Annotated in this window: 18 protein-coding genes; 9 read left to right on the forward strand and 9 right to left on the reverse strand. The window is 46.2% G+C overall.

Features of this window, described 5'->3' with window-relative positions; all coding sequences use genetic code 11:
• Positions 1 to 28: 28 nt before the first annotated feature.
• On the forward strand, positions 29 to 712 hold the full coding sequence (locus tag ICN47_RS04495) for a cytochrome b/b6 domain-containing protein (RefSeq protein ID WP_216218709.1): 684 nt from the start codon (positions 29 to 31) through the stop codon (positions 710 to 712).
• On the opposite strand, the gene ICN47_RS04500 is transcribed toward ICN47_RS04495, so the two are convergent.
• Positions 699 to 1,151 carry a cytochrome c gene (locus ICN47_RS04500; RefSeq protein WP_216218710.1) on the reverse strand — a complete coding sequence of 151 codons (453 nt, stop codon included), beginning with the start codon at positions 1,149 to 1,151 and terminating at the stop codon, positions 699 to 701. The genes ICN47_RS04495 and ICN47_RS04500 overlap by 14 nt on opposite strands.
• A 93-nt stretch (positions 1,152 to 1,244) precedes the next feature.
• The gene (locus ICN47_RS04505; protein WP_216218711.1) at positions 1,245 to 1,907 is read right to left on the reverse strand and encodes a site-2 protease family protein; all 663 of its coding nucleotides are present in this window, start codon (positions 1,905 to 1,907) and stop codon (positions 1,245 to 1,247) included.
• Positions 1,908 to 1,935: 28 nt separating this feature from the next.
• Between ICN47_RS04505 and ICN47_RS04510 the strand changes: the two genes are divergently transcribed.
• From ICN47_RS04510 to crcB, 4 genes are read left to right on the forward strand one after another with little or no spacing between them, the layout of a single operon-like run.
• Positions 1,936 to 2,103, forward strand: a complete 168-nt coding sequence (locus ICN47_RS04510; protein ID WP_216218712.1) for a hypothetical protein — start codon at positions 1,936 to 1,938, stop codon at positions 2,101 to 2,103.
• A gap of 44 nt (positions 2,104 to 2,147) precedes the next feature.
• A complete protein-coding gene (locus ICN47_RS04515; protein WP_216218713.1) occupies positions 2,148 to 2,285 on the forward strand; it encodes a hypothetical protein in 138 nt (45 codons plus the stop codon).
• A gap of 9 nt (positions 2,286 to 2,294) precedes the next feature.
• Positions 2,295 to 3,074 carry a 4,5-DOPA dioxygenase extradiol gene (gene ygiD / locus ICN47_RS04520; protein WP_216218714.1) on the forward strand — a complete coding sequence of 260 codons (780 nt, stop codon included), beginning with the start codon at positions 2,295 to 2,297 and terminating at the stop codon, positions 3,072 to 3,074.
• Positions 3,075 to 3,084: 10 nt separating this feature from the next.
• Positions 3,085 to 3,462: a fluoride efflux transporter CrcB gene (gene crcB, locus ICN47_RS04525; RefSeq protein WP_216218715.1), complete on the forward strand. Its 378-nt coding sequence runs from the start codon at positions 3,085 to 3,087 to the stop codon at positions 3,460 to 3,462.
• Between the two features lie 49 nt (positions 3,463 to 3,511).
• Here crcB and ICN47_RS04530 read toward each other — a convergent pair whose 3' ends face one another.
• From ICN47_RS04530 to ICN47_RS04555, 6 genes are read right to left on the reverse strand one after another with little or no spacing between them, the layout of a single operon-like run.
• Positions 3,512 to 4,495 (reverse strand): tripartite tricarboxylate transporter substrate binding protein, encoded by a 984-nt coding sequence (locus ICN47_RS04530; protein WP_216218716.1) that lies wholly within the window; start codon positions 4,493 to 4,495, stop codon positions 3,512 to 3,514.
• A gap of 12 nt (positions 4,496 to 4,507) precedes the next feature.
• Positions 4,508 to 5,029, reverse strand: a complete 522-nt coding sequence (locus tag ICN47_RS04535; protein WP_216218717.1) for a chromate transporter — start codon at positions 5,027 to 5,029, stop codon at positions 4,508 to 4,510.
• Positions 5,026 to 5,565, reverse strand: coding sequence for a chromate transporter (locus ICN47_RS04540; protein WP_216218718.1), 540 nt, complete (start codon positions 5,563 to 5,565; stop codon positions 5,026 to 5,028). The genes ICN47_RS04535 and ICN47_RS04540 overlap by 4 nt, the downstream gene beginning before the upstream one ends.
• A 15-nt stretch (positions 5,566 to 5,580) precedes the next feature.
• On the reverse strand, positions 5,581 to 6,555 hold the full coding sequence (locus ICN47_RS04545; RefSeq protein WP_216218719.1) for a D-2-hydroxyacid dehydrogenase family protein: 975 nt from the start codon (positions 6,553 to 6,555) through the stop codon (positions 5,581 to 5,583).
• Between the two features lie 22 nt (positions 6,556 to 6,577).
• Positions 6,578 to 7,951: an MmgE/PrpD family protein gene (locus tag ICN47_RS04550; RefSeq protein WP_216218720.1), complete on the reverse strand. Its 1,374-nt coding sequence runs from the start codon at positions 7,949 to 7,951 to the stop codon at positions 6,578 to 6,580.
• A gap of 25 nt (positions 7,952 to 7,976) precedes the next feature.
• On the reverse strand, positions 7,977 to 8,984 hold the full coding sequence (locus ICN47_RS04555; protein ID WP_216218721.1) for a tripartite tricarboxylate transporter substrate binding protein: 1,008 nt from the start codon (positions 8,982 to 8,984) through the stop codon (positions 7,977 to 7,979).
• Between the two features lie 87 nt (positions 8,985 to 9,071).
• Here ICN47_RS04555 and ICN47_RS04560 point away from each other — a divergent pair, with 87 nt between their 5' ends.
• Complete coding sequence (locus ICN47_RS04560; RefSeq protein ID WP_216218722.1) at positions 9,072 to 9,374, forward strand: antibiotic biosynthesis monooxygenase; 303 nt, start codon at positions 9,072 to 9,074, stop codon at positions 9,372 to 9,374.
• On the opposite strand, the gene ICN47_RS04565 is transcribed toward ICN47_RS04560, so the two are convergent.
• Positions 9,371 to 10,141 (reverse strand): sulfurtransferase, encoded by a 771-nt coding sequence (locus ICN47_RS04565; RefSeq protein WP_216218723.1) that lies wholly within the window; start codon positions 10,139 to 10,141, stop codon positions 9,371 to 9,373. The two genes, ICN47_RS04560 and ICN47_RS04565, sit on opposite strands and share 4 nt — an antisense overlap.
• A gap of 72 nt (positions 10,142 to 10,213) precedes the next feature.
• Between ICN47_RS04565 and ICN47_RS04570 the strand changes: the two genes are divergently transcribed.
• The 3 genes from ICN47_RS04570 to ICN47_RS04580 are packed head-to-tail and all read left to right on the forward strand — an operon-like array spanning position 10,214 to position 12,653.
• Positions 10,214 to 11,215: a tripartite tricarboxylate transporter substrate binding protein gene (locus tag ICN47_RS04570; protein WP_216218724.1), complete on the forward strand. Its 1,002-nt coding sequence runs from the start codon at positions 10,214 to 10,216 to the stop codon at positions 11,213 to 11,215.
• A 9-nt stretch (positions 11,216 to 11,224) separates the two neighbouring features.
• Positions 11,225 to 11,776 (forward strand): carboxymuconolactone decarboxylase family protein, encoded by a 552-nt coding sequence (locus ICN47_RS04575; RefSeq protein WP_216218725.1) that lies wholly within the window; start codon positions 11,225 to 11,227, stop codon positions 11,774 to 11,776.
• Entirely contained in the window at positions 11,745 to 12,653 is a 909-nt protein-coding gene (locus tag ICN47_RS04580) for a pirin family protein (RefSeq protein ID WP_255538922.1), read from the forward strand. Before ICN47_RS04575 ends, ICN47_RS04580 begins: the two co-directional genes overlap by 32 nt.
• Positions 12,654 to 12,655 lie beyond the last annotated feature (2 nt).

The raw sequence follows: 12,655 nt of genomic DNA on the forward strand, positions 1-12,655 counted from the left end.
AAGACAGATCGTGCTTTATTCTTAAGGTATGAAGAAAATCATTCGCGTATGGGACTTGCCAATCCGAGTATTTCATTGGCTATTGGTGGTTTGCATCGTTGGTAGCTTGGTGACGATCAACTTAGGCGATTACGCCATTCAATGGCATGCGTATTTTGGCTACAGTATTTTGGTCTTATTAATTTTCCGCATTTTTTGGGGTTTTATAGGATCCACACATGCCCGCTTTTCTACCTTCTTTCCAACCAAGGCAGGAATATTTAATTACTTGAGCGGAAAGTCTCCTCGCGTATTAGGGCACAACCCTCTCGGCGCCCTCTCTGTTTTTGCTTTGCTATTTGTTTTATGTGTTCAGGTGTTCACGGGTTTATTTGTAGATGATGAGGTGACTTTCCAGGGTCCGTTAGCAAAATACGTCCCCAACTTTTTAGTGTCATTCTTCTCGGAAATTCATGAGGGCAATCAGGTGGTGATCTATACATTAATTACCATTCATATTGCAGCCATTCTTTTTTACAAAAAAATCAAAGGCGAAGATCTGATTACACCAATGTTGAGTGGCGATAAAGAAATAGATCCAAGCGAGGAGGCGAATTATTCACCTGCTGACTTGGGCCGACCATCCAAAGATGGTTTTATTCAGCGCACGCTTGCGTTGATTCTATTAAGCGTGATCGCGGTGGTAGTGGGTTACTTCATTACTTCTTCTTAAAGTCGTCATGGCAACCTTTACAGGTTTGCCCTGCAGCACCAAAGGCCTTCTTAATACTTTCAAGATCACCTGATTGAGCGGCAGTATTGAGATTAGCAACAGCAACTTGCATTTTGTCAGCAGCTGCTTTGAACTTCGCGTTATCAGACCAAATTTCTGGTTTTGCTTTGCCGCCTTCAGTGCCAGGACCAAAAGCTTGCCAAGGTAAGGTAGACATCATTACTACGATCTCTGCATTTTTGCTCACATCGTCTTTGTTGTAGGGTGCTGTACCTTTAACCACAGAACCAATTCTTCCGAAATGAGTGTTAATGATCGTCATGACACTTTGACGATATTCAATTGCTTTTTCTGCATTTTGAAATTGAGCAAATGCCGAACCTGCGCCAATTGCTAAAACAGTCGCGGCACTCGCTAAAATAATTTTCTCTAGTTTCATATGGGACCTCTATTGATTAGGCGGTTGAGAAGGGGCAAAACCAACTGTAAATTGAGCATACTCCAGAATGTTGTCTTTTGCCGCTGCAACCAACTAGAGAATCATTTGCAGGGGCAACGTGATGAGATAGAGCAGCCACTTAAAAAATGCCATAAGGGGTTCCATCCATAGGCTACCAATGATTCCAGTAAATACCAGGGCTAGCACAATGAAAAATCCCCATGGCTCCAGTTTTCCCAGGGCGATAGACTGACGCGCAGGAAGCAAGCTCGACAAAATGCGGCCCCCATCCAAGGGTGGCAGGGGAAAGAGATTAAATACCAAAAGACCAAGATTCCAGGTGATACCACCTTGAGCCATGGAGATAAAGAATTTTTCATCAAGCCCAAAACCCAGAAGGCAGATGAGCAAAATTGCCCAAATGATTGCCTGAATGAAGTTAGAGCCTGGTCCAGCCAGGGCAACCCAGATCGAGTCTATTCGGGGGTTTCTTAGGCGTCCAAAGTTCACGGGTACAGGCTTGGCATAACCTACTAAAAATGGAGATCCAGTAAGCAGAAGGGCTAGAGGGATCAGAATGGTGCCCACAGGGTCTATATGTTTTGCCGGGTTCAGGCTGACACGGCCGAGCATGTAGGCGGTATTGTCACCAAACTTTCGAGCAGCATACCCATGGGCAGCCTCATGAATCGTAATGGCGAAAATCAAGGGAATCGCATTAATGGCGACGGCTTGGATAGAATAGTCAGTAATCATGGCAATATGATATCCATAGGAGCAAAAATTGACTGACGATAAAAAACCCGACCCAAAGACCCCAGCAAAGCCCGTAGTCGCTAAGCCCCCAGCACGCCCCCCAGTTCCTAAGGGTCCATCAGGCCCAGCCGGAAGGCCTCAGGCAGGCTTTGGTGGCGGAAAAGGCATGATGCGCAAGGCCGGCCGCGGTCGATAGTGGATAATTAAGCAATTATTTAATGTGTTTACAGAGGATTTAGCATGAACGAATGGCATAACGAATCTAAAGAAGAAATTAACAAAAAGATCATTACTTTGATCGTGATGTTGGCCGCTGCGACTAGCTTGGCTATTTTGTTTGCATTAGTAGCTGCTCATATTGGTTACGTATTCGGTTAATTTGAATTCATGACGAGCCATCGCCAACCTGCAGTATTCGCTGGCCATGGCAGTCCGATGTATGCCTTAGAACCCAATCGCTTTACAGCGGCATGGGCTCAGCTTGGTAAATCATTGAAACGCCCAGATGCAGTTCTTGTCATCTCGGCACATTGGGTAACCCGCGGGGTTTGGGTTACTGCAATGGCAAAGCCTAAAACGATTCACGACTTTGGCGGATTTCCGCAGCCCCTTTTTGATATTCAATATCCAGCACCTGGGAGCCCTGCGCTTGCAGATCGCGTTAAAGAATTATTAAATGTCCCAGTTGTTCTCGAAGAGAATGAATGGGGTATTGATCATGGTGCTTGGTCTGTATTGAAGTACATGTATCCAGACGCGGACGTTCCAATTGTGCAGCTCAGTCTAGATGGCTCAATGTCTGCTCATGAGCACTACGAGTTAGCTAAACAGTTAAGACCTTTGCGAGATGAGAATATTTTGATTCTCTCTAGCGGTAATGTGGTTCATAACCTGCGCACCATCGATTGGCATGACAATGCTGAGCCTGCTCATTGGGCAAAAGATTTCAATGCATTTTTTAGTTCAGAAATGCGCGCCAATCATCATGAGCCGCTGATCAATTGGCAGGCTTATGGTGATGCTGCCCATTTATCCATTCCAACGCCAGAGCATTACTGGCCAGCTTTATATACTTTGGCGCTACAGCAAGATGATGAGCAAGCTCAGATTTACATCGATGGTATTGAGATGAGCTCAATCAGTATGTTGGGCTTTTCAATTCAATAGAACGCTAATTATGTGGTTATCCTTTCTAGCAATATTTTGTGGTGCAGGTCTCGGCGCTTTATTGCGAGCAGGCTTTAATTTATTGACCGTTGGTACTGCTTCGATTATTCCGCTTGGAACTTTGTTAGCTAATATGGTTGGTGGCTACCTAGTCGGAATAGCGGTGGCGTTTTTTGGTAACAACCCCAGCCTTTCGCCGGAGTGGAAGTTGTTTGTGATCACGGGATTCTTAGGGGGGCTCACTACCTTCTCGAGCTTCTCTGCTGAGGTAGTAGGCTTTATACAGCGTGGAGAGTTTACTTGGGCTTTAGGCACCGCTCTATTGCATCTCATTGGTTCTCTCGTGCTCACTTTCTTGGGTATCTTGACTTACCAAGCTCTCAAATAAAAAAAAGGAAGCCTCGTCAGAGACTTCCCTTAATCTTCCTCAGAATAATTTACTCTGGTTTGATATTGGCAATCTTCACGACTGCTCCCCATTTGCTTGATTCTGATTTAATGAGAGCGGCAAAATCAGCTGGAGTTCCGCCGCCAATTTCATTTCCTTGGGAGAGCATCAATTCACGCAATTGCGGATCTTTTAATGCCTCATTAGCCGCAGCATTGAGTTTATCGATAATGGCCTTCGGCGTCCCTTTAGGAGCGATCAGCCCCTGCCAATTCAACACTTCAACTTTAGGGTAGCCAACTTCCGCAAAGCTAGGCACGTTTGGCAGTAGTGGTGAGCGCTTCTTGCTGGTGATGGCAATAGGACGAAGCTTATCAGCCTTAATACTGGGCATTGCTGAGTACATTTGATCGAACATCATCGTGACATTGCCCGCCATCAAATCAGTGAGTCCAGCTGAGCCACTCTTGTAAGGTACATGAATCATTTCAATGCCGGCATTTTGCTCAAAAATTTCTGCAGATAATTGATGGCTACCACCAATACCACCTGAAGAGAATGTCAACACACCAGGTTTTGCTTTGGCTGCATCCACAATATCTTTAACTGTCTTATAAGGGGAGTTTGGATTAACTACTAAGACTAGTGGGCCTTTTTCAATCAATGCGATCGGCGTTAAATCAACCTCAGGGTCATAGCGTAAATTACCAAACAGAGTTTTGTTTACTGCCATTGGAGCAAAGTTGCCCATGCCAATGGTGTAACCATCTGGAGTCGCTCTTGCAATATATTCCGTTCCAATATTGCCGCCAGCACCTGGCTTGTTATCAACAATGATCGGTTGTTTGAGGATGACACTCATTTTTTGAGCAATTTGGCGACTACGAGAATCTGCTCCGCCACCAGCGCCATAAGGAACGATGAAGTTAATCGGTTTATTTGGGTAGCCGGCCTGTGCTTGCGCTGTGCCTTGGAAGATACTCAGCATAGCCAGCGCTAACAGAGCAGGTGCGAATGATTTTGCAAATTTCATAATGGATCCAGTTTAGATAAAACCAAACAAGCCTAAAACAGCACCCACAACAATTAAATACAAAGGGTGCCAACGTGTGAATAATGTAAAAGCAATTGTGGCTAGGGTCAAGGCGTAAGCAGCGGGGCTATGATTGATTTGAAGCGCAATTTGCCAGGCGGATGAGAGAACGAGGCCAATGGCTAATGCCGCAGCTGCATATTGGATGGATTTTTTCTTGTGAGGATCTTTAATTCCCAAAATCAGGCGTTGTAGGTAAAAGATCAAAATAGAGGAAGGCCATGCAATGGCCAGTGTGGCGATGAGTGCCCCAATAACCCCATAAATATGCCAGCCCAATAAGGTTACCGTCATAAAGTTTGGACCGGGCGCTGCTTGCGCTATCGCAAAATAATCAGAAAATGTTTGAACGTCGATCCAGTGTTCTTGATTGACGGCAAGATTAAAGAGTACGGGGAGTAGCGCATTTACGCCACCAAAGGCGACCAGGGAGAAAGCAGAAAGCTTTAAAAATAAGCTAAGAAGGATGCTCATCCTTTATATGCTTTCTTCCAAGCCAACACTATGGCTAGTGGTGAGGCGATCAGCACTACCCAACCTAAGCCAAGATGAAAATAGCTTGCGCACAAAATCGTTACGATGACTACCAATAGCATCGCTGGGTAACGAAACTCATCCCGCAGCATCTTAAATCCAGTCGAGGCAATCAAGCCAACGCCGACCGCAGAGATTCCACGCAAAACGCCTTTTACAGAATCTAGATAGCTGTAATGGTCGTATAAGACTGCCAGTAGCATGACCAGAGAGATGGGTCCTAGAGTGAGTCCTAATACTGAGGCAAAGGCGCCCTTGGCTCCAGCAAAGCGTGAGCCTACGCATACAGCAACGTTGACAATGTTGGGCCCGGGAACGATTTGGCAGATACCTAGAATTGCACTAAATTCTTCTGAAGTCAGAATCTTGTCGCGTTCTACTAAGGTGCGCCGTGCCCATGGTAGTACTCCACCAAAACCAGACATACCAATTTTGCTAAAGCTAATGAAGAGCTGTAAGGGTGTTAACTGATTCAAGATGAAAAAAGCTTTTTATTGAGACTTAAAAGGATGTGGAATGGATCTATTTTCTAGCCACGCTTCTAATGTTTGTGTGATGCCTTTGGAGAAGGTTTCAAAAATAGGCTCCGCAATAAATCCTAAATGAGGGGTCACTAGTAAGTTAGGTGTATTACGCAGCGAATCATTTTCTGGGAGTGGCTCAACATCAAAGACGTCAACTGCTGCTTGACCAGGTCTTCCGGCTTTTAATGCTTTTTGAAGATCAGTCATGTTAATTAAGGCCGAGCGTGAGGTATTCACCAAGATGGCATCGGGGCGCATGAGGGCAAGTTGATCTGCTGAGATAAGACCTTTGGTGCCGGGCCCTGCAACTAAATGCATCGTGACAATCTTCGAGGTATTGAGTAATTCTTCTAGGCTGACTGACTTTGCATTTTCTGCGGCAGCGCGTTCGGGAGTCATGCGCGGACTCCAGGTAACTACTTTCATGCCAAAGGCTGCGCCAACACGCGCTACACGACTGCCAATAGACCCTAAACCCATGACGCCAAGACGTTCCCCTGCAAGCATCGGGAGCACCGATAATTCATCGCGCCAGCCTCCGGAGGAGATGAGTTTGTTTTCTTCTACCAAGCGCTTGGAGGCTCCTAGGATTAGGGCCCAAGTCAGTTCAGCAGTGGTTTCTTTAGAGGGTCCACCAGGCGTTACTCCAATCGGAATATTGCGGGCAATTAAAGCTGCAGAATCTAGGGTGCCATTACGTTCACCCGTAAACATCAGAAACTTCAGCTTGGGTAAGCGTGCAATCATTGCTTCATTAAAGGGCGATCGATCACGCACAATGGCGATCCCATCGGCATCCTTCACCGCCTCATATAAGGCTTCGTCACGCAATGGCTCATGATGAATGGTGACCTTCGCTAGGGCATCCAACTTATCCCATTTTGAAAAGCGACGAAGAGCGCGCTCGTAATCTCCCAGAATGACAATATTAGGCTGAGTCATAGTCGCGCGCTTTCTGAGTTAATTAGTCTGGAGTGCAAAGACTAATGATTTGCTTGAGATCGGATGCTTGTCCTAATTTCCATAATGCAGCAATCAGTTGACGGGTCTTTTCCTTGCCAATAATAGGCTCAGCCAAGCTAGTGAACTTTTGTTCTAGGTTGGCATCGCTCATGGGGTTTTCTACTGAACCAATGGCGTTCTTCACGAACACATGTACTTCTTTACCATCTTTTAGGAATGCTTTGACATCTACCGAAGCCTCGCTAATGGAAGTATCTGTTGTCGCATTTACTTTTGCGCGTAGCGCTACAACGTCAGCACGATTGACGATATCGTCAGCGTATTCGCCTTCGCCAGCTTGTCCAAAGATTAATCCAACAGCACATCCGTGATAGACGCTGAACTTACCTTCTAGTCCATCTTTTGGTGTTTTCTTACCAGTTAATTCCAGTACCAATGGATGTACGCGTAATTCAATGCGCTCGACATCTTCCGCTTTCACGCCTTGGGCGCGCAACTGGGCACAAGCATCGATAGCGGGGTGAATCACGATTCCACAAGCAAATGGTTTGTATGTGTTTAAAGAAATTTCAAATGATTTACCAAGCGCGCGATCAATTTCTGACCAGTCACATTTGGTAGAAACAGTTTGCATATAGCCACGACCCGCTTCAAGCGCTTTTGGACTTGCAGTAAAGCCATGCTTTGCTAAGAGTGCAGACAGTTGGCCTGCACGGGCTGCACCACCTGGGTGGAATGGTTTGGTCATGGTGCCAAACTGCTCACGCATACCTACAGGCTGAGAAGCCGCAATACCTAAAGCCATGGTGGTTTTTTGTAAATCTAGACTCATCAAGCGTGAGCAAGCTGCAGCTGAACCCAACATACCGGTAGAGCCGGTAATATGCCAACCGCGATGATAGTGATCGGGATACATGGCATTACCGACGCGGCAAGCTACATCAATACCGAGGATGAGTGAGTCAATCATTTGACGACCATTGGCATTCATGTGCTCACCTAGAGCCAAGATTGCTGACGCAACTGGACCTGCAGGATGAATCACTGTCTTGAGGTGAGTGTCATCAAAGTCAAAAGTGTGTGAGCTGATACCGTTAATTAAAGCTGCTCCACCCATATCCACTTTATCTTTACGCCCCAAGATACTCGCTTGTGGGGCTGGCTGAAATTCACGGATAGCAGCCAGCGAAGATTCAACGCTCTCATGATTTGCTGCGCCGATAGCGCAACCTAGCCAATTTAAAAATGTGCGATGGGCTTCATGTTCAACTTCTGGAGTCCAGCCTTGACTGGGATGGGAAGTAACAAACTCGGCCAATATTTTAGTTACTGGTGGTGCGTTCAGATCGGCTGCTGCTGCAATAGCGTGTGACATATGATTTCCTATTGATTGTGTTGATTTATTCGATTTCAATATTGCGGTCTTTGGCTACCTTAGCCCAGCGTGCAATATCTTCTTTGATGTAGTTGCCAAATTGTTGTGATGTCATCGGCATTAAGGTCATCGCTTCGCTGCTCATCTTTTCGGAAAACTCAGGGAGCGCTAATACTTTGTTGAGTTCAGCGTTCAGCTTGGTGGTAATGGCTGGGGGAAGGTTGGCTGGACCAACAACGCCATACCACTGCTGTCCGTCAAAGCCATTAAAACCAAGCTCTTTAAAGGTTGGGATATTGGGTGCTGCGCTACTACGCTTGGAGCCCGTCACGGCTAAGCCACGCACGCGATTAGTGTTGATGTATGGAAGTGCTGCAAATAGGGTTGGGAACATTGCCTGAGTTTGGCCAGCGAGTAAATCCGTATAGGCAGGACCCACGCCACGATAGGGAACGTGCACCATGAAAATACCAGCAGCTAATTTAAGTTGTTCCATACCAAGGTGGGTTAGCGTGCCAGGGCCAGCTGAACCGTAACTGAGTTTTGCTGGATTCTTTTTCGCAAAGTCTACAAACTCTTTGAAGTTTTTAATTGGCAAATCAGGATTGATGATGAGTACGTTTGGAGTCGCGCCAATCATGCCTACTGGGGTGAAATCTTTGATGGCATCGTAAGGTAGTTTGCGCACCGCAGGGTTGGTGCCGTGGGTACCAACATAAGCGATCATGAGTGTGTATCCATCAGCCGGTGCTTTTACTACTGCTTGGGATGCAATAGAGCCGCCCCCACCACCCATATTTTCAACAATGATAGGTTGGCCAATAGAGCGGGATAGTTTTTCTGCTAACGCACGTGCAATGTTGTCCAAGCCTCCACCCGCAGCAACTGGTGCAATTAATTTGATTGGTTTTACGGGATAAGGAGTAGCTGCAGATGCTTGCGCTTGCGCACTAAAACTAGTGAATACAGTGAGCGCAGCAAGCGTCAGGGAGGATAAAAAAATCGGCAATTGCCGATTGGGGGTATTGAACATGTCTCTGGCCCAGGTTATTTTTTGGATTAATCTTGTGGAGCTATGTAATTCTACTATTTATGGCAAAGATTTTCTGAGGAGAAAAGCGTGATTTTGGAACACTGTGATATTGAAATTGATCCCCAAAAGAGCCCTGCGTTCGAGGAAGCTATTATTCGCGGCGTCGAGACGGTGATAGCGCACTCAAAGGGATTTCGGGGGTACAAGGTAAACCACAGTGTGGAAAGCCCGGAGCGCTATGTGCTGTTGATCTACTGGGAGACTATAGAGAACCACACAGTGGATTTTCGAGGCTCAGCCGCCTTCGCTGATTGGCGCGCTATCGTAGGGCCTTATTTTGTAAAACCGCCCATGGTCGAGCATATGACTTTAGTGGGTAAGTCTGCTTAACTGACTTTGATCTTTTTGCGATTGGATGCTTCAAAAGGGATGGAGTCTAGATTTGGCTCCAAGGCTTCCCGCTGATCAAAGACAAAGCAAGTGCCTTGGTAGTGGGCTGAGCCTACTTCCTCAAAATATTTCAGAATGCCACCTTCGAGTTGGTAGCTATGCTCCATACCAATTTCGCGCATGAAGAGCCCTGATTTTTCACAACGAATTCCGCCAGTGCAAAAACTCACTACCGTTTTGTCGGCCAGTTGTTCCTTGTGGGCGGTAATGGCCTCCGGAAATTCAGTGAACTTTTGGATATTAAAGTGCAAGGCATTCTCAAAAGTGCCATAGTCCACTTCAAACGCATTACGCGTATCAAGCATTACGACTGGTCGACCTAAATCATCTGTGCCGCGATCAAGCCATTCTTGTAATTTTTTTGGGGTAATGAAATTTGCTCGACCAGACTCGGGGCGAATACTCGGATGGTTCATCCGAATGATTTCCGCTTTCAGCTTGATCAGCATCTTTTTAAAAGGTTGGTGCTCTGACCAACTTTCTTTAGCTTCTAAAGGGCTAAAACGAGCATCGCTTCTGAGCCAGTCCAAAAAGCTACGTAACTCTGCCGTCTGACCAGCGAGGAACATATTAATGCCTTCGCCCGTCAATAAAATGGTGCCTTTAAGCTCGCGAACATTGCATTCATCGAGCATTTTTGCTCGGAGCGTAGATAAGTCCTCTAGGCTGACAAATAAATAGGCGGCAATGTTCAAAATCGGCTTCATAGTCCCCCTATTATCAAGCAAGCTGACCAAGGGGGTGGTAATCTTGGGGCTTCAATTGGGAGGAGATGATCCATGATGCTTTTGCAAAAAATAGCCAAAAGAGCTGTTCTATTCGCTTTCTTGGCCTTGGGCGCTAGCAGTCTTGTAAATGCTCAATCTGGGAGCGCCGGGGCTTGGCCTACCCAAAAGCCTATTCGCTTAATTGCCGTATTTCCGCCTGGTGGATCTGTGGACCAGGTTGCCCGTGTCTTGGCTCCTGCTTTGCAGTCTGAATTAAAACAAAATGTGATTGTTGAAAATATTGGGGGTGCATCGGGCGTTATCGGTACTTCTGCAATGACAAGATCCGATGCTGATGGTTACGCATTTGCAGTGGTCTTTGATACCCATGGCGTTAATCCAAGTCTCAAAGACAAGCTACCCTATGACACCATTAAAGATATTGCGCCTGTCATTTTGGTGGGTACCTCACCAATGGTGTTGGTTGCGAGTAAAAAATCTGGCATCACCAGCTTTAAGCAATTGGTTGATATGTCTAAAACCGGCAAGCAATTTAGTTATGGCTCGATTGGTATTGGTAGCTTAGGTCACTTAGCCATGGCACGCCTCGCTAAGCAAGCAGGATTTGATTGGAATCACATTCCCTATCGTGGGGGAGGTCCTTTAATGCAGGACGTTCTAGGTGGACAGGTCGAGTTGGCAGTCGGATCTGAGTTTTTAGTAAAGCCGCATATTGATAGTGGTGGAGTGATCCCATTGGTAATTACTACGGCTAAAAGATCTGCAGCGTTGCCTAATGTCCCGACTATTTCTGAAAGTGGTTTCCCGGGCTTTAGTGCTCCTGCTTGGTGGGGTGTTTTAGCGCCAGCGAAGACACCTCCTGCCGTGGTGGATGCAATGAATAAGGCTTTAAATAAAGTATTGAAAACACCTGCTGTAGCAGATAAGTTCAAAGCCCAAGGGATTGATATTGTGGGTGGCACAACTGAAACACTGCGCGACTTTATTGGTAAGCAAATTGCGGTATGGGGCAAGTTTGTGATTGAGAACAATATTAAAGAAACTGGTCAATAGAAAGTTACTATGTCTGAACGTTTAATTCCTTATCAGCCAATGGATTTGGCCGAGCCAGCTGAACTGGTTGCCGCGATTCGCAAAAGACGCGGCGGTCAATTTATTAATCTTGATCGCATGCTATTGCATAGCGTACCGATTGCCGAGGGTTGGAATCATTTTATCGGAGAGATTCGTAACAACTTGTCTTTGGATCCTAAATTACGCGAGTTAGCCATGTGTGGAGTGGCCGTCCTCAATGGCGCCGAGTATGAATTTTTTCATCATGCACCACCATTTAAAAAGGCAGGCGGTACCGAAGAGCAAGTTCAAGCTTTGCGTTTAATCGGGCAAGCCAATTTCCCGAAGAATCTATTTAGCCAAGTGGAAAATGATGCGGCAGATTTAACGTTTCAAATGACGCGCAATATTCAGGTTGATGGAGCGCTCATGGGGCGTCTGCAAAAAGAACTGGGTAGCACCGATACGGTTGAGTTAGTAACCGTGATTGCGGCTTACAACATGGTGTCCCGTTTCTTAATTGCCTTAGATGTCAATCCTGAAGATCACCCGCCAGCCTAATGGAAAGCATGACTCAAAAAGTATGATTCGCAATATTCAAACTGTTATTCCTGGTATCGCTACCTCTGATGGTGCGGGCGTGAAGTTGCGTCGCAGTTTAGGTGGCCAGCAGCAAGTTCGCTTGGATCCTTTTTTAATGCTCGATGAGTTTTCATCGAATGATCCCAATGATTATGTTGCTGGTTTTCCTGCGCATCCTCACAGAGGTTTTGAGACAGTCACGTATATGCTTGAAGGTCATATGCTCCATGAGGATCATTTGGGCAATCAGGGACATCTCAAGACGGGTGGCGTGCAATGGATGACGGCTGGGCGCGGCATTATCCATTCTGAAATGCCGCAACAGGTCAGCGGTGCGATGCGGGGTTTTCAGTTGTGGATCAATTTACCTGCAATAGAAAAAATGAAGCCTGCTGGCTACAAAGATATTCAGGTGGAAGATATACCCAAAGTCTCTTTAGATAACGGGGGATCAGTTAAGGTTATCGCAGGTAGTTTTGAAGGTGGCGAAAAAGTGACTAACGGGCCAATCCAAGGCATTACGACCGCGCCATTATTTTTAGATGTGCATTTGCCAGCTAATGCCGAGTTCGAGCACCGCATACCCAAAGAACAAAATGCCTTTATTTATATTTATGAAGGTGATTTAGAGGTCGGTGGCCCGATGCGCGCAGCACCAAAGCAGGCTGCGATTGTGCTGGGTGATGGTGATCGTTTTAAAGTAAAGGCGGGAGCCGCTGGCGCTCAATTTATTGTTCTAGCTGCATTACCTTTGCATGAGCCGATTGCGCAATACGGCCCTTTTGTTATGAATACGCGTGCTGAAATAGAGCAAGCAATTGACGATTATCAAAATAATCGCTTTGTGATTGCTTAAGC

The organism is Polynucleobacter sp. AP-Latsch-80-C2 (assembly GCF_018882185.1).
In the GTDB taxonomy this organism is placed as follows: Bacteria; Pseudomonadota; Gammaproteobacteria; order Burkholderiales; family Burkholderiaceae; genus Polynucleobacter.

Excerpts from the sequence above, each read along its gene's own strand:
- ICN47_RS04555 (WP_216218721.1), bottom strand. The coding sequence starts at position 8,984 with ATGTTCAATACCCCCAATCGGCAATTGCCGATTTTTTTATCCTCCCTG.
- crcB (WP_216218715.1), top strand. The coding sequence starts at position 3,085 with ATGTGGTTATCCTTTCTAGCAATATTTTGTGGTGCAGGTCTCGGCGCT.
- ICN47_RS04515 (WP_216218713.1), top strand. The coding sequence starts at position 2,148 with ATGAACGAATGGCATAACGAATCTAAAGAAGAAATTAACAAAAAGATC.
- ICN47_RS04550 (WP_216218720.1), bottom strand. The coding sequence starts at position 7,951 with ATGTCACACGCTATTGCAGCAGCAGCCGATCTGAACGCACCACCAGTA.
- ICN47_RS04495 (WP_216218709.1), top strand. The coding sequence starts at position 29 with ATGAAGAAAATCATTCGCGTATGGGACTTGCCAATCCGAGTATTTCAT.
- ICN47_RS04505 (WP_216218711.1), bottom strand. The coding sequence starts at position 1,907 with ATGATTACTGACTATTCTATCCAAGCCGTCGCCATTAATGCGATTCCC.
- ygiD (WP_216218714.1), top strand. The coding sequence starts at position 2,295 with ATGACGAGCCATCGCCAACCTGCAGTATTCGCTGGCCATGGCAGTCCG.
- ICN47_RS04575 (WP_216218725.1), top strand. The coding sequence starts at position 11,225 with ATGTCTGAACGTTTAATTCCTTATCAGCCAATGGATTTGGCCGAGCCA.
- ICN47_RS04545 (WP_216218719.1), bottom strand. The coding sequence starts at position 6,555 with ATGACTCAGCCTAATATTGTCATTCTGGGAGATTACGAGCGCGCTCTT.
- ICN47_RS04500 (WP_216218710.1), bottom strand. The coding sequence starts at position 1,151 with ATGAAACTAGAGAAAATTATTTTAGCGAGTGCCGCGACTGTTTTAGCA.
- ICN47_RS04580 (WP_255538922.1), top strand. The coding sequence starts at position 11,745 with ATGTCAATCCTGAAGATCACCCGCCAGCCTAATGGAAAGCATGACTCA.
- ICN47_RS04565 (WP_216218723.1), bottom strand. The coding sequence starts at position 10,141 with ATGAAGCCGATTTTGAACATTGCCGCCTATTTATTTGTCAGCCTAGAG.
- ICN47_RS04535 (WP_216218717.1), bottom strand. The coding sequence starts at position 5,029 with ATGAGCATCCTTCTTAGCTTATTTTTAAAGCTTTCTGCTTTCTCCCTG.
- ICN47_RS04570 (WP_216218724.1), top strand. The coding sequence starts at position 10,214 with ATGATGCTTTTGCAAAAAATAGCCAAAAGAGCTGTTCTATTCGCTTTC.
- ICN47_RS04530 (WP_216218716.1), bottom strand. The coding sequence starts at position 4,495 with ATGAAATTTGCAAAATCATTCGCACCTGCTCTGTTAGCGCTGGCTATG.